Origin of the sequence: Arthrobacter sp. SLBN-100, assembly GCF_006715305.1 — a bacterium.
Classification (GTDB): Bacteria; Actinomycetota; Actinomycetes; order Actinomycetales; family Micrococcaceae; genus Arthrobacter.
Window position 1 is genome coordinate 2,157,410 of sequence record NZ_VFMY01000001.1, and the last position, 19,772, is coordinate 2,177,181.

The window sequence follows — 19,772 nt, forward strand, 5'->3', positions numbered from 1 at the left end:
CCCCTTGAATACTGAAAGAGATCCTATGGACCCCCTCCACCTCCGTTCCGCCGGCACCAGCCTGGTGATCAGCACCAGCAGCGGGGAGGCCGAGATCATCCATTGGGGCGCGGATCTTGGCAGCAGCCTCCCGGACCTCGCCATCCTCGGCGAACCGGTCCCGCACTCCGCCATCGACGCCACCGTTCCCGCCGGCCTCCTGCCCCAGGCCTCCTCCAGCTGGCGCGGCCGGCCGGGCCTGCGCGGGCACCGCCTTGCCGACGGCGTCTCCGGACTCGACTTCTCCCCGCGCCTGCGCACGGTGTCAGCGCGCGCCGAGGGCAACACAGCGGTCATCAACCAGGCCGACGCCGATGCAGGCCTCAGCGTTGAGTCCACCCTGACACTGCACGACGGCGGCCTGCTGGAACTGCAGCACACCATCACCAATGACGGCACCACCCCTTACCAGCTGGACGAACTGGCGGCCATCCTCCCGGTGGCCCCGGACGCCGTCGAACTCCTCGACCTGACCGGCCGCTGGTGCCGGGAAAACCACCCGCAGCGCCGCGCCATCCAGCAGGGCACGTGGGTGCGGACCGGCCGGCACGGCCGCACCGGGCACGATTCATCCCTCCTGCTGGCCGCCGGTACCGCCGGTTTTGGCAACCGCCACGGCCGGGTCTGGGCCACGCATCTGGCGTGGAGTGGAAACCACGAGCAGTTCACCGACACTCTTGGTGATGGCCGCACCATGATCGGCGGTTCGGAGCTTTTGGGTCCGGCCGAGGTCATCCTTGAACCCCGGGGGACGTACACCACGCCTGCCCTGTTCGCCGCCTACTCGGACCGCGGCCTGGACGGCATCAGCGAAGCCTTCTACAGCTGGTTCAGGTCCCGTCCCCACCACGTGCTCCCCACCGCCGGCGGCGGCAAGCCCCGGCCCGTGGTGCTGAACACGTGGGAAGCCGTCTACTTCGACCACAACCTCGCCACGCTGATCGAGCTGGCCGACTCCGCCGCGGAGCTCGGCGTCGAACGCTTTGTGCTCGACGACGGCTGGTTCCGCGGACGCCGCGACGACCACGCCGGACTCGGCGACTGGTACGTGGACGAGACCCTGTGGCCGGACGGGCTGACCCCGCTGATTGACGCCGTCACCTCACGCGGCATGGAATTCGGCCTGTGGGTGGAGCCCGAAATGGTCAACCTCAACTCGGACATTGCCCGGGCGCACCCGGACTGGATCGTGGGCCCGGCCGCCCTGTCCCACAAGGACGGCGGCCGCCTGCCGCTGGAATGGCGGAACCAGCACGTCATCGACCTCGTTAACCCCGACGCCTGGCAGTACATCTTTGACCGCATCGACGCCCTGCTGCGCGACAACAAGATCAGCTACCTGAAGTGGGACCAGAACCGGGACCTGCTGGAACACGGCCACGCCGGCCGCTCCTCCGTCCACGAGCAGACCCTGGCCGCCTACCGCCTGTTCGACGAGCTCAAGAAGGCGCACCCCGGCGTCGAAATTGAAAGCTGCTCCTCCGGCGGCGCCCGTGTGGACCTGGGGATCCTGGAGCGGACGGACCGGATCTGGGCCTCGGACTGCAACGACGCCCTGGAGCGCCAGAGCATCCAGCGCTGGACCGGCCTGGTGGTCCCGCCGGAACTGGTGGGCGGGCACATCGGGCCCACCACTTCGCACACGACAGCCCGCACCCACGATCTTTCGTTCCGGGCCATCACCGCCCTCTTTGGGCACTTCGGCATGGAGTGGGACGTCCGGCAGGTCAGCGGTGCCGAGCGGGAGGAACTCAAGCGGTTCATCGGCCTGTACAAGGAGCACCGGGACCTCATCCACAGCGGACGAATGGTCCGGGCGGACGTTCCGGACGAGTCGCTGATGCTGCACGGCGCCGTAGCTGCCACGTCACCTGGGGCAGGTACGACGGCGGCCCTGTTCGCCTTGGTCAGCACCCGCACAGCCTTCGCCGAGCAGCCCGGCAAGGTGGGCATCCCCGGCCTGGAGCAGGACCGCGACTACCGGGTGGAAGCCGTCTTCCCGGCACCCGGTGACGCTGACTACGGCCACACCTTCACGCAGGTCCAGCCCCCGGCCTGGCTGGCGGACGGAGCGGTGGCCAACGGCCGCTTCCTGGCCGAGGTGGGCCTGCCCATGCCCATCCTCAACCCTGAGCACGCGCTGCTGCTGCGCTTCACCGCGCTGTAGTGGTTGAGCCTGTCGAAACCGCCGGTTGAGCCTGTCGAAACCGCCGGTTGAGCCTGTCGAAACCGGTGGTTGAGTCTGGTGGTTCAGCCCGGTGGTTGAGCTTGTCGAAACCCAATTTCGGCAAGCTCAACCGCCGGCGGACTGTTGCATGAACCGTAAGAAATGCGTCCCAGCCCTCGCAGCACTAGATTTGCATCCATGACTGAAGCCACCACCGCTGCCGGCCGCGGCACCATCCTGGTAATTAATGGACCCAACCTCAACCTGCTGGGGACCCGCGAACCGGAAAAATACGGAACGTCCACCCTGGCTGACGTGGAGGAACTGGCCGCCCGCACTGCAAAGGCGCACGGGTTCGCCGCCGAATGCGTTCAGTCAAACCACGAGGGCGTGCTGCTGGACGCCATCCACGCCGCCCGGGGATCCGCCGTCGGAATTGTTCTCAACGCCGGGGCTTTCACGCATACGTCCGTGGCACTTCGCGATGCCCTCGCAGCAGTCCAACTGCCCGCGGTGGAAGTTCACATCACCAACGTGCACCAGCGCGAGGAATTCCGGCATCACTCGTTCCTGTCACCGGTGTGCTCCGCCGTGATCGTGGGCGCAGGGGTGTTCGGCTACAAGCTGGCCATCGACTACCTCGCGGAAGTCCTCTAAGGCCCGGCTCCAGCTACTTCTGGATGCACTGCCCCGAGGACACGGGTGCGCTGAAGGACCCTGCCTGGGAGGCTACCGGGCTCAGGTCGTCCATGGTGATGGCAAAGCCCATCTCGGCGTCGGACGTCGCTTTCGCGAAGATCACGCCCGCCACCTGGCCTTCTGTGGTCAGGAGTGGGCCGCCCGAGTTGCCGGGCTGGACGTTTCCGGCCAGCCGGTAGATCTCTTCAGGGGACGGGTTGCTGCCGTAGATATCCGGCACCAGCACCGTGGTGATGTCCTGGATGGTGGCGGGCCGGGACTGGAAGGGGCCGCCGTGCGGATAGCCTGCGAACGCTGCGGGGCTGCCGTTGGGCAGATCGGTGCTCAGCGGCAGGGGCTGGACCGGGAGGTCCTCCACGGCAAGCACGGCGAGGTCATGCTGGGTGTCGAAGTAGACAACGCGCCCTGGCATCGCTCCGCCGTCGGGCATCTCCACTACCGGCTCCGACACGCCCGCCACTACATGTGCATTCGTCACTACCCGGTCCTCGGAAACGACGAAGCCGGTACCCGTCTGGTTCTGGCCGCACTGATACGCCGTTCCGGCAATTTTGAGGACGGATTCGCCGGCGCGGTTCAGGGCAGGGGTGTCGGTGCTGGCGTCGGGCACGGGCACGGCCTGTCCCTGGTCCAGGCCTTCAATCAGGGTGGGAATGCCGTTGCCGATCACTTCGGACCGCAACTGGGCCATGGTGGCTTTCAGAGGATCCGGCGTCATGCCGTCGATGAAGCGGATCACCTTGGATTCTGCCAGCTGCTGCGAAACAAACGGCACACCCAAAGAACCGATGCTGAAGGCCAGCATTGACATCACCAGAGCGGAAACCACCAGGTTCACTGCGCCGCCCACCAGCCGGTCAACGGCCCGCAGCGGCCTGATCCGCACTGCGCCGCGGATTTGGCGGCCGATCATGGTTCCGAGGCCATGGCCAAGAACCACCAGGGCGACGGCGGCGGCCACGATGGCGGTCAGCCTCCAACCGGAGTCCGCCACGAAGCCGCTCACCAAAGGGACTGCGAAAAAGGCGGCGATGGCTCCGGCAGCAAACCCGGCAATGCCGCCGACAGTGACGAGGAAGCCGTTGCGCAGGCCGTAGGCGAAGTAGGACAGCAGCGCCAGGATCAGGACGAGGTCCAGGACAGTCAAGCCGACCACTAAGGCTCCTTATAAGCAGTTGTAGGCTCATTCTAGTGGCGCAGGCTGACAATCTTCTGTGGTCCCTGCTGCCCGTCCTGCCCGTCGTTTGGGCGTTTTGGCTGCCAAGTTCGTCACAGAACCTTGAAAATTCTGAAACAATGGCACAAGCGCCACAGCCGAAACTTTTATTCAGGAGATTTTATGGACATCGAGGTACTGCGCCGAGCACCACTTTTCGCCACGCTCGACGACGACGCATTCCGTTTGTTGACGGACGAGCTCACCGAGGTGGACCTTTCCCGCGGTGCTTCGGTTTTCCGCGAGGGCGACCAGGGCGACCAGCTCTACTTCATCGTTTCCGGCAAGGTGAAGCTGGGGCGCACTTCCCCGGACGGCCGGGAATCGCTCCTTGCCATCCTCGGCCCGGGTGAGCTCTTCGGCGAAATGGCCCTGTTCGATCCCAGCCCGCGTACCGCCACCGCCACCGCCGTGTCGGAAACCCGCCTGGCCGGGCTGAAGAACGAAAGCCTGAACAACCTGCTCCGCACCCGCCCTGAGGTTTCCGCGCAGCTGCTGCAGGCCCTCGCCCGCCGGCTTCGCCGCACCAACGACTCCCTGTCGGACCTGGTGTTCTCCGACGTGCCGGGCCGCGTAGCCAAGGCACTCCTGGACCTTGCGGACCGCTTCGGCCGCCCGGCCACTGATGGTGTGCTGGTGGCCCACGAGCTCACCCAGGAAGAGCTGGCCCAGCTGGTTGGTGCTTCGCGCGAGACCGTCAACAAGGCCCTCGCCGAGTTCGTCCAGCGCGGCTGGCTCCGCCTGGAGGCCCGCGCAGTGGTCATCCTGGACATGCAGCGCCTCCGCCAGCGCTCCCGCTAATTCCACAGCACAAAGGCCGTCCCGAGGGGACGGCCTTTGGTGGTTAAGCCGGCTCCCGCAAACCCACCACCGGGTTTCGACAGGCTCAACCACCGGATTTCGACCGGCTCAACCACCGGCCCGGCTCCCGCAAACCCACCACCGGGTTTCGACAGGCTCAACCACCAGGTTTCGACACGCTCAACCCCCGGCTCAGCTTCGGTTCAGCGTTCCCGCTGGGGATCCCCCGCCACGGTCTTGGCGGCTTCGACCTCGAGCAGCAGTTTGCCGTCTTCCTCCACGAGCTGCGGCTGGTACACGTGTGCCTTGCGCTTGTAACTGAGGTACGCGATGCAGCCATTGGCCATGGCCATCTTTTCGAGCATGATCTCCGAGCCGGGAACCAGGAGCTCGCCGAGGGTGCGGCCCACCGTGTTCTCCTGGCCCACCTCGTCACCGAGCGCGGTGGTATCCCGGCCGGCAATGACGTCGGCCGCGTTCACCCACCGCCCCCACACACCCTTGCCTTCCAGCAGGGCGGGCTGCTGGTTCAGCGGCACGGTGGCCGCGAAGTAGCGGGTATCGAACCTGCGGTGGGCGAAGTCCGGGCTGCGCCAGTTGACCAGGGACTTCAGCAGGTCGGTCCGGAGGGACAGTCCCCGCTTGCCGAGGACCTCCGGGAAGGTCTTTTCCTGGTTGGCCACGGCGAGGCGGGCCCGCATCCACTCAGCTGTGGACGTCGCTTCAAACGTGGTCGCCATGTCCGGGCCGGCAAGGAGCACGCCGGTCTCCTCGAAGAGTTCGCGGATCGCGCCCACCACGTGGCGGCGCGCCAGTCCGACGTCGTCCGTTCCCATCTGCTCGGCCCAATGCTGGGGCGAGGGGCCCAGCCAGCCGATAGGGTCGTCGTCGGCGGCGTCCAGGGAGCCGCCGGGAAACGCGAGGACCCCCAGCGGCGAGGAACCGGGCCGGTAAGCCAGCCAGGTTTCCAGGCCGGTGGGGGAATCACGCAGCAGGACAACAGATGATGCTAAGCGAGCGGCCCGGGGGCTCCTCTCGCCATGTTCGAGCCAGCTCTGCGCTGCCCCTTCAAGGTCCTGAGGGAGTGCGAACAGGCGTCGGGCAAGGTGAGGCAAAGGAAGCGACCGGTCCTAGCTGAATTCGGCGATCAGTTCGACCTCAACCGGAGAGTCGAGCGGCAGCACAGAAACGCCGACGGCGGAACGTGCATGCTGGCCTGCGTCACCGAGGACGCGGCCCAGCAATTCCGATGCACCGTTGATGACACCGGGCTGTCCGGTGAAGGACGGGTCCGAAGAGACGAATCCCACAACCTTGACGATGCGGGTGATCCGATCGAGGTCGCCAATGACGCTCTTGACGGCTGCCAGGGCGTTGACGGCACAGACCGCGGCGTACTGCTGTGCGTCTTCGGGGGAAACTGTGGGCTCGTCAGCGAAACCCTCGGTGCCGGCGGAAACTTTCCCGGTTGCTGGGAGTTTGCCATTAATAAAGGGCAGCTGGCCGGAGGTGTAGACGTGGTTGCCGGAGATCACGGCAGGAACGTAGGCGGCCACCGGAGCGGCAACGTCGGGAAGGGTCAACCCAAGATCCGCCAGGCGCTGCTCAACAGCGGAAACGGGTGCGCCGGCAGTGCCGGACTGGGCTTCTGCGGAGGTGCTCATGCTACTGCTTCTCCCTCTTCAGGTAGGCAACCAAACCGTTTCCGTCCGGTCCGGGGACTACCTGGACGAGCTCCCAGCCGTCATCTCCCCACTGGTCCAGGATCTGTTTTGTGGCGTGGATAATGAGCGGAATCGTGGCGTACTCCCATTTGGTCATGAGAGAAAGACTAGTCCTTGCCGGTAAAGTGGAAAACATGGCTCCTCGTAAGAACCCATTATTCGACACTGCCACCACCCTCGGAAAGATTCTGGTTTTCCTTGGCGTGAGTGCAATTTGTGGTGTCCTGGTAGCAGGCCTGCTGGTCCCCGCGGCGGCTGTCTCAGGCAGCGCGGCCAGCGGTTCGATCGAGTTCTTCGACACCCTTCCGGCAGAGCTGAAGGTTGACCCGCCCAACCAGACCACCAGGATCCTGGCAGCGGATGGAAGCGAGATAGCCAACGTCTACACCGAGAACCGCACCAAGGTTGCGCTGGACCAGATTTCGCCGTTCATGAAGGAAGCTGTCATCGCCGTCGAGGACAGCCGTTTTTATGACCACGGCGGTGTGGACACCACCGGCATCCTGCGTGCGCTGGTCAGCACCGCGCGCGGCAACAAGCAGGGTGCCTCCACGGTCACGCAGCAGTACGTCAACAACGTCCTCAACGCCAATCTCGCCGCCGAGGGCAACGAGGACCAGATCAAGCTCAACGGTGTCAACAAGGGCGTGGGCGACAAGCTCCGCGAAATGAAGCTGGCCATTGCCCTGGAGAAGGAGTTCAGCAAGGAGCAGATCCTTGAGGGCTACCTGAACATCGTGTTCTTCAACCGTGACGCGTATGGGGTCGAGGCTGCCTCCAAGTTCTTCTTCAGCACCTCTGCCAAGGACCTCAGCCTTCCGCAGGCTGCGCTGCTGGCCGGGCTGGTCAACAGCCCCTCCGCGTTCGACCCGATCTCCAACCCTGAGAGCTCGAAAGAGCGCCGCGACCTGGTTCTTGGCCTGATGTTGAACCAGGGCAAGATCAACCAGGCGGACCACGACGCTGCCGTCGCCACTCCGGTGGAAACCAAGGTGACCCCCGCCCGCCAGGGCTGTGCCTACGCGTCCACCGCACCCTATTTCTGCGACTACGTGCTGCACCTGCTGGAGAACAACCCGGCCTACGGCGCGGATCTCAAGGAGCGCCAGCGCCTGATCTATGGCGGCGGCCTCACCATCACCACCACACTGGACCCGAAAGCCCAGGCCGTTGCGCAGGAGCAGGTCAACGCCTCCGCCGGTGCCAACCCGGACAAGTGGGGTGCTGCCATGGTTTCGGTGCAGCCCAACACCGGCAAGATCATCTCCATGGCGCAGAACACCAGCTTCCTGCCGGCCGAGGGTTCCTTTGATTCCCAGGTGAACTTCAACGTGGACAAGCTGGACAAGGACGGCAACGACCTTAACGGCCTGGGCGGCGCACAGCCCGGTTCCACCATGAAGCCGTTCACGTTCGCGGAGTGGCTCAATGAGGGCAAGTCCATGAACACGGTAGTCAACGCCGCCCAGCGCATCTACCCCCTGAGCTTCCCGTGGCGGAACACCTGCGGCAAGGTGACCGGCGGCTACAGCACCGCGCAAAAGAACCAGGGCCTCGGCACGGCAGACGACCTGCAGAACGCCGAACCCCAGTGGTACCGGCCCCTGTCCGTCCTGGAAGGCCTCTACAACTCCATCAACACGGTGACCTTTGCTTCAGCAGCCCAGCTGGACTTCTGCGGCATCCAGAAGGTGGTTGACGCCGTCGGACTCCACAGCGGCCTGCCGTCGGCAGACGAGCCGAACCCGAAGGTCAACATGTCCACGCTGGGTAACCTCCTGGGTTCCACGCAGACCTCCCCGCTGACCATGGCCAGCGCGTTCGCCACGTTCGCGAACGACGGCAAATTCTGCGAAGCCATCGCCGTCACCTCGGTGACGGATGGAAGCGGCAAGCAGCTGCCCGCACAGTCCACCAGCTGCCGGGACGCCATCAAGCCCGACGTGGCCCGCGGTGTGAACCACGCGCTGCAGGAAGTCCTCAACCGCGGCTCCGGCTCGCTGATCCAGCCACGGATTTCCACGCGGACCAGCTTCCCCATCGGCGCCAAGACCGGTACCTCAAACAACAACGGCTCCACTTGGGTTGTCGGGCACACCACCGGCCTTGCCACTGCTGCCTGGTTCGGTGATGCACTGGGAGACCAAGGCCGCGCCGGGCAGAACATCACGGTCAACGGGAAGTTCTACCAGGGCATTGACGGTTACATGATCGCCGGGCCCATGTTCTCCAGGTTCATGTCCCAGATCGCACCGGCCTACGGCACCAATCCGTTCCCGGCGCCGCCCAGCAACCTGCTGAACGGAACCACGCGGAGCACCAGCCCCGCAACTTCGCAGGCCACGCAGGCGCCCGCCCCCACCACGACGCAGCCCGCACCGGCGCCGAGCAACAACGACAAGGGTAACGGCAATGGAAACGGGAACGGCTAGCCGCCGATGATCTCGACCAGTGCTTTGGCCAGCCGCGCCCGGACCATCGGGCGCGGCTTTGCCGTCACCGCCGGGGCAGGAGCGACAGCGGGACTGGCTGCGTTCGGGTACGGCCTGTGGGAGAAAAACCAGTTTGTCCTCCGCAAAGAGACGCTGGGCATCCTCCCACCCGGGCGGGCACCGTTCCGCATCCTGCACCTGAGTGATATCCACTTTGTCCCGGGGCAGAACAGGAAGGCAGCCTGGCTGGAGTCCCTGGCTGGCCTTGAACCGGACCTGGTGGTCAACACCGGGGACAACCTCAGCCACGTCAAGGCTGTGGACCCGCTCCTGGCAGCGCTCCGCCCCCTCCTGGAGTTCCCTGGCGTCTTTGTTCCCGGTTCCAACGACTACTTCGCTCCCACCTTGAAGAACCCGGCGTCCTACCTGCTGGGACCTTCGCAGGTGAAGCCGAAGCCGGCCCAACTGGACTGGCCGCGCCTGCGCTCGGGCTTTGGCATGGGCGGCTGGATAGACCTGACCAACCGGCACCAGTCAGTGGTCCTGAAGGGCATCCGCTTCGACTTTTCCGGTGTGGACGATCCCCACTTGAACCGGGAACGGTACGCCGGCTGGCCCCGCGGCACCGTCAACCAGAACGCCGCTGCGCACCTCCGCGTCGCCGTTATCCACGCCCCCTACCAGCGCGTGCTGGACCACTTCACCGAGGACGGCGCGGACCTCCTGCTCGCCGGGCATACCCACGGCGGCCAGTTGTGCATCCCCGGGTATGGCGCCCTGGTGTCCAACTGCGACCTTCCCACCTGGCGGGCCAAGGGCCTCAATGACTGGCAGAGCAACGGAAGTACGACGCCGGTCAACGTCTCGGGCGGTATCGGCACCTCACGCTTCGCCCCGGTCCGTATCGCCTGCAAACCCGAAGCGGTCCTTCTCACCCTCACCTCGCCCAACTGATCCGGTTGCGCCATCACTTTTGGTTCCCAAGCAGGGCTTTTGGGCACCAACATCTGATAGCGCAGTGGGCGGGCGGGGGTCAAGGGTCCATCGCGGACTGCAATAACTGGCCAAGCTTCACAAGCAGGGCGGAAGCCTGTGAATCGGATCACGCCATGGCATAGGGTTGTTGCTACGGGAAACTACATTCGTTTTAGAGCTTGAGAAGCGGGCATGGCCAAGCAAACTCCATTTTTTCGATCCATCAGTCGCCTCTACCCGCATGTCCGGCCGATCATCCCCCGGCTTCTGTTGGGACTTCTCTGCGCGTTGTCGGCCAGCGTTGTTGCACTCGCCATCCCGCAGGTCCTCCGCGTGCTGGTCAACGAGTCACTGAAGCCCGGCGGTGCATCGGAAGCGGTCTGGATTTCCGCGGGCGCCATCCTGGTACTGGGCGTGGCCGAGGCAGGACTGGTGGCCCTCCGCCGGCAGTTCGTCATCAACCCCGCCACGTCAGTGGAAACCAGGATGCGGGTTTCGCTGTATGACCACCTCCAGGATTTGACTGTCTCCTTCCACGACCGCTGGGGCTCCGGCCAGTTGTTGTCGCGTGCCATGACCGACCTGAACTTCCTGCGCCGCTGGATGGCGTTCGGTGCCATCATGCTGGTGGTCACCACCCTCACGGTGATCATCGGCATCACGGTGATGTTTGTGATGAGCTGGCAGCTTGCCCTCATCTTCCTGGCCGCGGCCGTGCCCATCATGGCCTACAGTTTCCGGTTCCGGACCCGCTTCAGCAGGGTGACCCGCCGCAGCCAGGACCAGGCCGGCGACCTCGCCACCACCGTTGAGGAATCAGTCCACGGCATCCGCGTGCTCAAAGCGTTCGGGCGAAGCCGGGAGGCGCTCGAAAACTTCAACGAGCAGGCCGAGGAACTGCGCCAGACGGAGATCGAAAAGGCACGCCACCAGGCAACATTCACCATGGTGGTCACCCTGCTTCCCGAGCTCGCCCTCGGCGCCGGCCTGGTGGTCGGGGTGATGCTGTGCGCCAGCGGGCAGCTCAGCATTGGCGCGCTCGTGGCGTTCTTTGCCACCGCCGCGGTCATGGCCTCGCCTGTGGAATTTTCGGGAATGCTGCTGGCCATGGCCCTCACTGCCAAGACCGCCGTGGACCGCCACTTCGAAGTGATGGACTCGCCCAACACCATCACCAGTCCCCCCGGGCCCCGGCGGCCCGGCCAACTGGCCGGCGGACTCCGTTTCAACAAGGCCACCTTCGCCTTTGAGGATGCACCGGACAAGCCCATCCTGAAGGAGATCGATCTCGACGTCCGCCCAGGCGAAACCATGGCACTGGTGGGTATCACCGGCAGCGGGAAGAGCGCGCTGATCCAGCTCGTTCCCCGCCTCTATGACGTCTCCGGCGGGGCCATCACCATCGACGGCGTGGACCTGCGGGACTTCGAAGTCGAGGAGCTCCGCCGGATCGTCGCAGTTGCCTTCGAAGACACCACCCTGTTCTCCAATTCGGTCCGGGACAACGTTTTGCTCGGCGCCCCTGTGCGCACTGATGCCGTCCTCGACGAGGCCCTGGACGTGGCGCAGGCGCACTTCGCCTACTCCCTGCCCGAGGGAGTGGACACACTGATTGGCGACGAGGGCCTCAGCCTTTCCGGCGGCCAGCGGCAGCGGATCGCCCTGGCGCGTGCCATCGCCGCGCGCCCCCGGGTACTGGTCCTGGACGATCCGTTGTCCGCCCTGGACGTCCACACCGAGGAACTGGTGGAAACGCGGCTCCGGGCCGTGCTGAAGGACACCACTACGCTCATCGTGGCCCACCGCCCGTCCACCGTGGCGCTGGCGGACCGGGTGGCGCTGCTGGAAGATGGCCGCATCACCGCCGTCGGCACCCACACCGAACTGCTGGCGGGCAACCACCACTACCGCTACGTCATTGCCAGCCTGGACCAGGAACCACGCGACCTCGATTCCGAACTGTCCGCCCTTGAGGACCAGGCAGAGGAAGTGACCCGGTGAGCACCACAACTTTTGGCACGGCCAACGAGGACAATGCCCACCTCAGCAAGAGTGACAGCAGGGCTGTACGACGGCGGTCGCTGGCGCTGCTGCGCAGCCTGATCCGGCCGGTGCGGCTGCGGTTCTGGCTGACGATAGCCACGGTGATCCTTTCGCAGGCGGCCCGCGTGGCCGGTCCGGCGCTGATCGCCTTCGGCATCGACCACGCGCTGCCCGCCCTGCAGGCCGGAGACAACCTCCCCCTGGTGTTCACCGGCGTCGCTTATCTGCTCGCGGCCATCGCGACGGCGGGACTCACCGCCCTGTACGTGACGTCCACCGCGAAGCTGAGCCAGGCCATGCTCCTGGACCTGCGTCTTCGGGTATTCCGCCAGACGCAGCGGCTGAGCCTGGAGTTCCACGAAAAATACACCTCCGGCCGGATCATTGCGCGGCAGACCTCGGATCTGGAGGCCCTCCGCGAACTCCTGGACTCCGGCGTCAGCTCACTGGCCTCAGGCCTGCTGTTCATGATCTTCACTGCCGTTACGGTGTTCGCCCTGGATTGGCGCAGCGGCCTGCTGGTGCTGGCCGCGGGTGTTCCGATGTTCTTCCTGGCCCGCTGGTACCAGAAGCACTCCCAGATCGTGTTCCGCGAATCCCGGGTGGTTTCGGCACGGCTGATCGTGCACTTCGTGGAGACCATGACCGGCATCCGCGCGGTGAAGGCGTTCCGCAAGGAGCAGGAAAATGCTGACCGCTACGGGAAGCTTGCCGAGGACTACCGCCGGGTCACCGTCCGCTCCATCAACCTCAACGGCATCTTCCAGCCGGGGCTGGTCCTGATCGGAAACGTCTGCGTGGCCGTGGTGCTGCTCTTTGGCGGTTTCCGCGTCCTCACCGGGGACCTTGCGGTGGGTGTGCTGCTGGCGCTCATCCTGTCCACGAAGCGGTTCTTCCAGCCCGTGGACCAGATGGCGATGTTCTACAACTCCTTCCAGAGTGCCCAGGCAGCCCTGGAAAAGGTGTCCGGGCTTCTTGAGGAAGTGCCCACCGTCCGCCCGCCCAGGAACCCGATAGCCTTGGGCAACGCCAGGGGGGCGATCGATTTCAAGGGTGTGGAGTTCCGCTACGGCGACGGCCCGCTCATTGTTCCCCAGCTGAACCTGCACATACCTGCCGGCCAAACAGTGGCCCTGGTGGGCCAGACCGGAGCCGGAAAATCCACCCTCGCCAAGCTGATCGCCCGCTTCTACGATGTTTCCTCCGGGTCCTTGACCCTCGACGGCGTGGATCTGCGCAACCTCAGCACCACCGACCTGAGGCGGAACATCGTGATGGTCACCCAGGAGGCCTTCCTGTTCAGCGGTTCCGTTGCGGACAACATCGCCTTGGGCCGGCCGGAGGCATCGCGCGCCGAAATCGAGGAAGCAGCGAAGGCGGTGGGCGCGCATGGCTTCATCCTGGAACTTCCCGAAGGATATGACACTGATGTCAATAAGCGGGGCGGCCGTGTATCGTCCGGGCAGCGCCAGCTCATCAGTTTCGCCCGGGCCTTCCTGGCCCGCCCGGCCGTGCTGATCCTGGATGAGGCCACGTCCTCACTGGACATCCCCTCGGAGAGGCTGGTGCAGCACGGGCTGGCCAGCCTTCTGGCGGGGACGGACGCGGCCAGCAGGACAGCACTGATCATCGCGCACCGGCTGTCCACAGTGGAAACTGCTGACCGGGTACTGGTAGTGCACGGCGGCCGGATCGTCGAGGATGGCTCACCTGCGGAGCTGATCGGCGGCGGCGGACGTTTCGCGGACCTGCATGGTGCGTGGAAGGACTCGCTGGTCTGACAGGGGGAAACCCGAGGGCTTTCAGGATTTCGCATCGGGGACCAGCATCGGCTATCCTTGTAAAGTTGCTTTTGCAGCGGATCGGGATGTAGCGCAGCTTGGTAGCGCGCTTCGTTCGGGACGAAGAGGTCGCAGGTTCAAATCCTGTCATCCCGACCAAAAAGCGGAAGAGGGTCTCCCACGGGAGGCCCTCTTTTGCGCTGCCTGGCGGTCACAGCGAGAGATAACTTTTTGGTAAAGGGAAAGGCCCCGAAGCAGTTGCTCCGGGGCCTCCCTCGCCTCCTGTGATGAGGAAGCTGGTTACGCAGGATCAGGCCAGTTACCGATGTATGTGACCGTGGTGTCGTTGCTCTTTTCCTTCTTAACCTTCTGGGAAGCCGGATCAGGCCAGTTCCCAATGGCTACGGAAGTCTGAGAGTTGTCAGCCAGCGAACCTGCAGACAGTACGGCCGGAGCCGCTGCGGAAAATGCCAGCGCCCCCGCCAGCACGGCGGCAGCAGCAATTTTCTTCAACATATGAGTTCCTCAATACGAGTCGGATTCGTTACAAAGCCAGCACTGTCCTTGTTGACACCCATTGTAAAATGTTTTCCACAGAGACTGTCAAGCATTCGTCAACTGACTGTCCGGAAGAGGAGGAAATCCCGTGGGCAACGGATTCGGGGAGAAGCTCCGGGCGGAGCGGCTCGAACGGGGACTAACACAGGCCGAACTGGGCAAAGACCTGTATTCACCCAGCTATATTTCATTGCTTGAGACCGGTCGGAGGGAACCGACGGCCGAGGTCATCGAGGAACTGGCGCGGCGCCTCGAATTGGCGCCAAAGGCCCTGGAAGCCTGGAGCCAGCCAATTACCGTCAGTGACGCAGAGTACGTTCTGGCCGGCCTTTACGCCCGCCAGGCCTGGGATCTGCGTGACTACCCTTTGGCCGCCAGCCACGCTGCCACTGCAGCGCAAATTGCGCTGGAGGGCAAAAACACCAGCGCCTGGTGGAACATGACCTATATGCAGGCCGAGTGCCTGATGAAGCAAGGCGAACTGCTCGAATGCCAGAAGATCGTCGAGCGGCTGCTCGAGCACCCCATGGCGACAGAATCAGTGGGATTGGGTGTACGGGCGCGGCAAATGTTGGCGGCCGTCTGCCACGGACAGGGGCAACTGGCCGTGGCGGTCCAGCATGGGCTGGAAGCTGTAGAACTTTCAGCTAAATTGCCGCGCAATTCAACCGTGCTCATTGGCGCCCACCGGATTCTCATTGGAGCACTGGCTGAAAGCGGGCGGCTCGACGAAGCCTGGAAGTACTGTATGGCCCTTTACGAACAGGTGGACGAACACGCGATGTCGCAGCTGGCCGGAGAGGTGGCCTGGGTTATTGGCAACGTCGCCTTCATGCGGCATGACTACGCCGAAGGGGTCAAGCACCACGAGCGTGCAGCCAAGCTTCTCTCCCCTGCCAACGACATCGAGCTCTGGGCGCGGTTCAACAAGGCGTCCGCAGCAGTCCGCCTGTCGTCGGGAATTGTCGAGCCCGAGACCCTGTCCTCCATCGAACGGGCAGAGCTCGCCTTCTCCATCGTCGGCGGAACCAAAAGCGACGAGCTGGAGGTCGCCTTCATCCGCGCCCGCTGGCTGTACCTGACCGGGGACATTGTTGCCGCCGTCGAAAAGCTGAGGGAAATCCACGCTGAACGCGACGCCCTCGCCAAGCACACGGCAGGCGAGGTTTCACTTCTCCTGGGCAAGTCCCTGAAAGCTGCCGGCGAAGCCGACGAAGCACTGGTCCACCTTGAGGAAGCCCAGAAGGCCTTCAGCGCGGCAGGAGCAGCGGACCGTGTCCAGCAGGCCCTGGACGCGGTGCTGGAAATCCGGCTGGCCCAGCGGCGGGCCGCGGCCGCCACGGCCTAAGCTGCACGCCACTTGCCGGAGCCGCTGGGGCTCCGTACAAGTGGGGCATCAGTCAGGCGAAGCTTTTCCCGGTCAGTTTCTCGTACGCCTCAACGTAGCGGCTGCGGGTGCGGGAAACGACCTCTTCCGGCAGCGCCGGGGGAGGCGTGTCCGTTGACCTGTCCCAGCCCGATTCGGCGGATGTGAGCCAGTCCCGGACGTACTGCTTGTCGTAGGAGGGCTGTGCCCGTCCCGGCTGGTACGTGGCGGCGTCCCAGAACCGCGAGGAGTCCGGGGTCAGCACTTCATCACCAAGGGTGATGGAACCCGAGACGGCGTCGTAGCCGAACTCCACCTTGGTATCGGCGAGGATAATCCCGCGCTCCCGGGCGGTTGCCTCCGCAGTGGCATAGATCTTCAAAGTGAGTTCGCTCAGGCGGCCAGCGATGTCGTCACCCACCATGGCCACAACGGCGTCGTAGGTGATGTTCTCGTCATGCTTGCCCACCTCAGCCTTCGCGGACGGCGTGAAGATGGGGCGCTCCAGCCGCGAACCGTCCACCAGGCCCTCCGGCAACGGGATGCCGCAGACGGTTCCGGACGCGCGGTATTCCTGCAGGCCGGATCCGGTGAGGTAGCCGCGGGCGATGCACTCCACCGGGAACATGTCCAGCTTCTTGCAGATCATGGCCCGGCCTTCCACAGCCGCCGGCACCCCGGCCTCCACGGTGGAGGCCAGCACGTGGTGCTCCACGTCCAGCTGGTCGAACCACCAGAGGCTCAACTGGGTGAGGATGCGCCCCTTGTCCGGAATCTCGCTGGCCAGGACGTGGTCGAAGGCGCTGATGCGGTCGCTGGCCACCACCAGCACGCACTCCTGGCCCACCCGTTCGATGATGGAATCGTCGGCGGGCTCATAAAGGTCGCGCACCTTGCCGGAGTAGACATGCTTCCAGCCCGGCAGGTCCAGGGTGCCGGTGCTCAATCCGCGTGCTGCGGGAGTTTCGCTCATGCTATGCCTTCGCCTTCGTTATCGGCAGGGATCCGGTTGCGCCGGACGATACCCTGATCTCGCCGCGCGCGGCCTTGCGGCCAATATCTGTGCGGAACTGCGAGCCTTCAAGCTGAACCAGTTCCACGCCGTCGTACGCCTTTTCACGCGCCTCCACCAGGTCGCTGCCCACCGCAACGACGGCGAGGACACGCCCGCCCGCGGAGATCACCTTGCCGTCCTCGTCAAAGGAGGTCCCCGCGTGGATCACGTGCACGCCTTCGAGTTCCTCCACCTTCTTCAGCCCGCGGATGCGGTCACCGGTGCGAGGAGTACCGGGGTAGTTCTCGGAAGCGACGACGACGGCGACAGCAGTTTCCTTCGCCCAGCGCAGCTCTTCCGCCTTGTCCAGTTCGCCCTTGGCGGCTGCCATCAGCAGGGCACCGAGGGGGGTCTGGAGCCGTGCCAGCACGGCCTGGGTTTCGGGGTCGCCGAAGCGGACGTTGAATTCGATCACGCGGGTGCCGCGCGAGGTGAGGGCCAGCCCCACGAACAGCACGCCCACAAAGGGGGTGCCGCGGCGGGCCATCTCGTTGACGGTGGGCTGGGCCACGCGGTCAATGACTTCCTGCACGAGGCCTTCGGGAGCCCACTCGAGCGGGGTGTAGGCGCCCATGCCGCCGGTGTTGGGTCCTTCGTCGTTGTCAAAGATCCGTTTGAAGTCCTGTGCCGGGGACAACGGCACGGTGTTCTGGCCGTCGCAAAGGACAAAGAGGGAAACCTCCGGGCCGTCGAGAAACTCCTCTATCACCACGGAGCCGCCGGCATCGAAGCAGGACTGTGCGTGGGCAATGGCTTCGTCCCGGTTCTTCGTGACCACTACGCCCTTGCCGGCCGCCAGCCCGTCGTCCTTCACCACATAGGGTGCGCCGAAGGTGTCCAGGGCTGATGCGGCTTCGTCTGGATTGGTGGCCACCATGGCCATGGCCGTGGGGACGCCCGCTTCCGCCATGACCTCCTTGGCGAATGCCTTGGAAGCCTCGAGTTGGGCTGCGGCCTTGCTGGGGCCGAACACCGGGATCCCGGCGCTGCGGACGGCGTCGGAAACACCTGCTGCGAGCGGCGCCTCAGGCCCCACCACCACCAGGTCAACGGCGAGCTTGGCGGCCAGGGCGGCAACGGCTTCGGGATCGTTGCCGTTGATCCTGTGGGTGGGGACCAGCTTGCTGATGCCGGCATTGCCGGGGGCTGCGTGGACCTCGGACACGTTGGGGTCGGCGAGCAGGGAGCGGACAATGGCGTGTTCGCGGCCTCCGGGGCCGATGACGAGTACCTTCACAGTCTCCAAGGGTACTTTGTGCACCCTGCCCGCTCCTAAGCTGTGTCAGCCCCGTCAAAACAATCCAGGGAGCGGTCCGCTCCGAATCCATGGCATGGAAAAGCTTCGCAACTTGCTCAAGGATTCCCCTGCCATGGCCGCGCTGGCAGGAGTGGTGGCGGCCGCCGTCGTGCTTGCCGTGGCCGAGCTGGTTGGAGCGTTTTTTACGGCCCGCGCCACCCCTGTGTTTGCACTGGGCTCCACCTTCATCGACTTCACGCCGTCATGGATGAAGGACTTCGCGATCGCCACGTTCGGCACCAACGACAAGGCCGCACTTTTTGTGGGCATGGGCCTGACCATTGCGGTCCTGGCGTGCGTGCTGGGCGTGCTGGCTTACCGGCGGTGGGCACTGGGCGTGCTGGGGGTCCTGTTCATGGGCGCGGTCATCGTGGCCAGCGTGGTCACCCGGGCGGGCGTAGGGCCGGCGGATGCCATACCGTCCGTTGTGGGAACCATTGCCGGCCTGATTGTGCTGCGGCTCCTGGTGGCCCGTTTGAGGGGCTTGAAGGCGTGGCCCGAAGCGCCGGCGGGCACTACAGGCTCTGCCGTGCCGGGCGGCGCCACCCGCCGCCGCTTCTTCGCCGCCGCCGGGATCACCGCGGCTGCTGCCGGCATCGCCGCGACGGGAGGCCGGCTCCTGGGCGCGGCCCGCAGCAACATCGCCCAGGCGCGGGAGGCGCTGCAACTGCCTGCACCGGCCAACGCAGCTGCCGCCCTTCCGGCAGGCGTCCAATCCCAGGTGCCGGGCGTGCCTGCGTGGCTGACCCCCAACGGTGAGTTCTACCGCATCGATACTGCCCTGAGCGTCCCTGAAATCAACGCCGACGAGTGGGAGCTGCGGGTGCACGGGCTGGTGGAAGAAGAAGTGAGGCTCACCTTCCGGGACCTGCTCGACGCCGACCTGATCGAATCGCACGTCACGCTCACCTGTGTCTCCAATCCCGTGGGTGGCAACCTCGCCGGCAACGCCAAATGGCTCGGCCTGCCCATCCGTGAGGTGCTGGCACGGGCCAGGCCCAAGGACGGGGCGGACATGGTGCTCTCCACTTCCATTGACGGCTTCAGCGCGTCCACACCGCTGGAGGTCCTGCAGGACGGCCGCGACGCCATGCTGGCGATCGGGATGAACGGCGAGCCGCTGCCCCTCGAGCACGGCTACCCGGTGCGGATGGTGGTTCCGGGCCTGTACGGATTCGTCTCCGCCACCAAGTGGGTGGTGGACCTCGAAGTGACACGGTTCGCGGACAACAAGGCCTACTGGACCGAGCGCGGGTGGTCCGAGCGGGGGCCCATCAAGACCATGGCGCGGCTGGATGTTCCCCGGTCCTTCGCGAAGGTACCCCCGGGGAAGGTGGCCGTAGGCGGCACCGCCTGGGCCCAGACCCGGGGCATCACCAAGGTGGAGCTCCAGATCGACAACGCGGACTGGGTGGAAGTGGACCTCTCCGCTGAAGCGTCCCTGGTCACCTGGCGCCAATGGTCCTATGAGTGGGACGCCACGCCCGGCCCGCACTACCTCAAAGTCCGTGCCACGGACGGCACCGGCGAGGTGCAGACCGAGCAGCGGGCGGATCCCGTTCCTGACGGCGCCTCCGGCTGGCAGTCGGTGATGGTCACCGTGGAGTAGCCGGGTATCCG

At 65.2% G+C, this 19,772-nt stretch carries 16 protein-coding genes and 1 tRNA gene; 10 read left to right on the top strand and 7 right to left on the bottom strand.

What is annotated here, in order from left to right:
• The first annotated feature begins 25 nt into the window (after nt 1-25).
• A complete protein-coding gene (locus FBY31_RS10085) occupies nt 26-2,206 on the top strand; it encodes an alpha-galactosidase (protein WP_142040084.1) in 2,181 nt (726 codons plus the stop codon).
• A 198-nt stretch (nt 2,207-2,404) separates the two neighbouring features.
• Nucleotides 2,405-2,863, top strand: a complete 459-nt coding sequence (aroQ, locus tag FBY31_RS10090) for a type II 3-dehydroquinate dehydratase (protein WP_142040086.1) — start codon at nt 2,405-2,407, stop codon at nt 2,861-2,863.
• Nucleotides 2,864-2,876: 13 nt separating this feature from the next.
• Here aroQ and FBY31_RS10095 read toward each other — a convergent pair whose 3' ends face one another.
• A complete protein-coding gene (locus FBY31_RS10095) occupies nt 2,877-4,061 on the bottom strand; it encodes a MarP family serine protease (protein ID WP_142040090.1) in 1,185 nt (394 codons plus the stop codon).
• Nucleotides 4,062-4,244: 183 nt separating this feature from the next.
• On the opposite strand from FBY31_RS10095, the gene FBY31_RS10100 reads away from it, so the two are divergent.
• Nucleotides 4,245-4,922: a Crp/Fnr family transcriptional regulator gene (locus FBY31_RS10100; RefSeq protein WP_009359192.1), complete on the top strand. Its 678-nt coding sequence runs from the start codon at nt 4,245-4,247 to the stop codon at nt 4,920-4,922.
• A gap of 203 nt (nt 4,923-5,125) precedes the next feature.
• Here the strand turns inward: FBY31_RS10100 and FBY31_RS10105 are convergent, their stop codons facing one another.
• Genes FBY31_RS10105 through FBY31_RS10115 form a run of 3 tightly spaced genes read right to left on the bottom strand, consistent with a single transcriptional unit; the run spans nt 5,126 to nt 6,743 of the window.
• Nucleotides 5,126-6,037, bottom strand: a complete 912-nt coding sequence (locus FBY31_RS10105) for an NUDIX hydrolase (protein WP_142040093.1) — start codon at nt 6,035-6,037, stop codon at nt 5,126-5,128.
• A 15-nt stretch (nt 6,038-6,052) separates the two neighbouring features.
• Nucleotides 6,053-6,586 (bottom strand): RidA family protein, encoded by a 534-nt coding sequence (locus FBY31_RS10110; RefSeq protein WP_142040096.1) that lies wholly within the window; start codon nt 6,584-6,586, stop codon nt 6,053-6,055.
• A gap of 1 nt (nt 6,587) precedes the next feature.
• Entirely contained in the window at nt 6,588-6,743 is a 156-nt protein-coding gene (locus FBY31_RS10115; protein WP_003797879.1) for a DUF4177 domain-containing protein, read from the bottom strand.
• A 37-nt stretch (nt 6,744-6,780) separates the two neighbouring features.
• On the opposite strand from FBY31_RS10115, the gene FBY31_RS10120 reads away from it, so the two are divergent.
• From FBY31_RS10120 to FBY31_RS10140, 5 genes are all read left to right on the top strand, one after another.
• Nucleotides 6,781-9,078: a transglycosylase domain-containing protein gene (locus FBY31_RS10120; RefSeq protein WP_142040099.1), complete on the top strand. Its 2,298-nt coding sequence runs from the start codon at nt 6,781-6,783 to the stop codon at nt 9,076-9,078.
• Nucleotides 9,079-9,084: 6 nt separating this feature from the next.
• Nucleotides 9,085-10,032, top strand: coding sequence for a metallophosphoesterase (locus FBY31_RS10125; RefSeq protein WP_142040102.1), 948 nt, complete (start codon nt 9,085-9,087; stop codon nt 10,030-10,032).
• 213 nt (nt 10,033-10,245) lie between these two features.
• Nucleotides 10,246-12,054 (top strand): ABC transporter ATP-binding protein, encoded by a 1,809-nt coding sequence (locus FBY31_RS10130; protein WP_142040104.1) that lies wholly within the window; start codon nt 10,246-10,248, stop codon nt 12,052-12,054.
• Nucleotides 12,051-13,877 (top strand): ABC transporter ATP-binding protein, encoded by a 1,827-nt coding sequence (locus FBY31_RS10135; protein WP_142040107.1) that lies wholly within the window; start codon nt 12,051-12,053, stop codon nt 13,875-13,877. The genes FBY31_RS10130 and FBY31_RS10135 overlap by 4 nt, the downstream gene beginning before the upstream one ends.
• An 82-nt stretch (nt 13,878-13,959) precedes the next feature.
• A tRNA-Pro gene (locus FBY31_RS10140) sits at nt 13,960-14,036 on the top strand.
• Between the two features lie 141 nt (nt 14,037-14,177).
• On the opposite strand, the gene FBY31_RS10145 is transcribed toward FBY31_RS10140, so the two are convergent.
• Nucleotides 14,178-14,393: a hypothetical protein gene (locus FBY31_RS10145; RefSeq protein WP_142040110.1), complete on the bottom strand. Its 216-nt coding sequence runs from the start codon at nt 14,391-14,393 to the stop codon at nt 14,178-14,180.
• A gap of 130 nt (nt 14,394-14,523) precedes the next feature.
• On the opposite strand from FBY31_RS10145, the gene FBY31_RS10150 reads away from it, so the two are divergent.
• Nucleotides 14,524-15,783 (top strand): helix-turn-helix domain-containing protein, encoded by a 1,260-nt coding sequence (locus tag FBY31_RS10150; RefSeq protein WP_142040113.1) that lies wholly within the window; start codon nt 14,524-14,526, stop codon nt 15,781-15,783.
• A 52-nt stretch (nt 15,784-15,835) separates the two neighbouring features.
• Here the strand turns inward: FBY31_RS10150 and FBY31_RS10155 are convergent, their stop codons facing one another.
• Complete coding sequence (locus tag FBY31_RS10155) at nt 15,836-16,774, bottom strand: phosphoribosylaminoimidazolesuccinocarboxamide synthase (protein ID WP_142040115.1); 939 nt, start codon at nt 16,772-16,774, stop codon at nt 15,836-15,838.
• Between the two features lies 1 nt (nt 16,775).
• Complete coding sequence (gene purD / locus FBY31_RS10160; protein ID WP_142045244.1) at nt 16,776-18,092, bottom strand: phosphoribosylamine--glycine ligase; 1,317 nt, start codon at nt 18,090-18,092, stop codon at nt 16,776-16,778.
• 94 nt (nt 18,093-18,186) lie between these two features.
• On the opposite strand from purD, the gene FBY31_RS10165 reads away from it, so the two are divergent.
• The gene (locus FBY31_RS10165; RefSeq protein ID WP_200833348.1) at nt 18,187-19,761 is read left to right on the top strand and encodes a molybdopterin-dependent oxidoreductase; all 1,575 of its coding nucleotides are present in this window, start codon (nt 18,187-18,189) and stop codon (nt 19,759-19,761) included.
• The last annotated feature ends 11 nt before the right edge of the window (nt 19,762-19,772 follow it).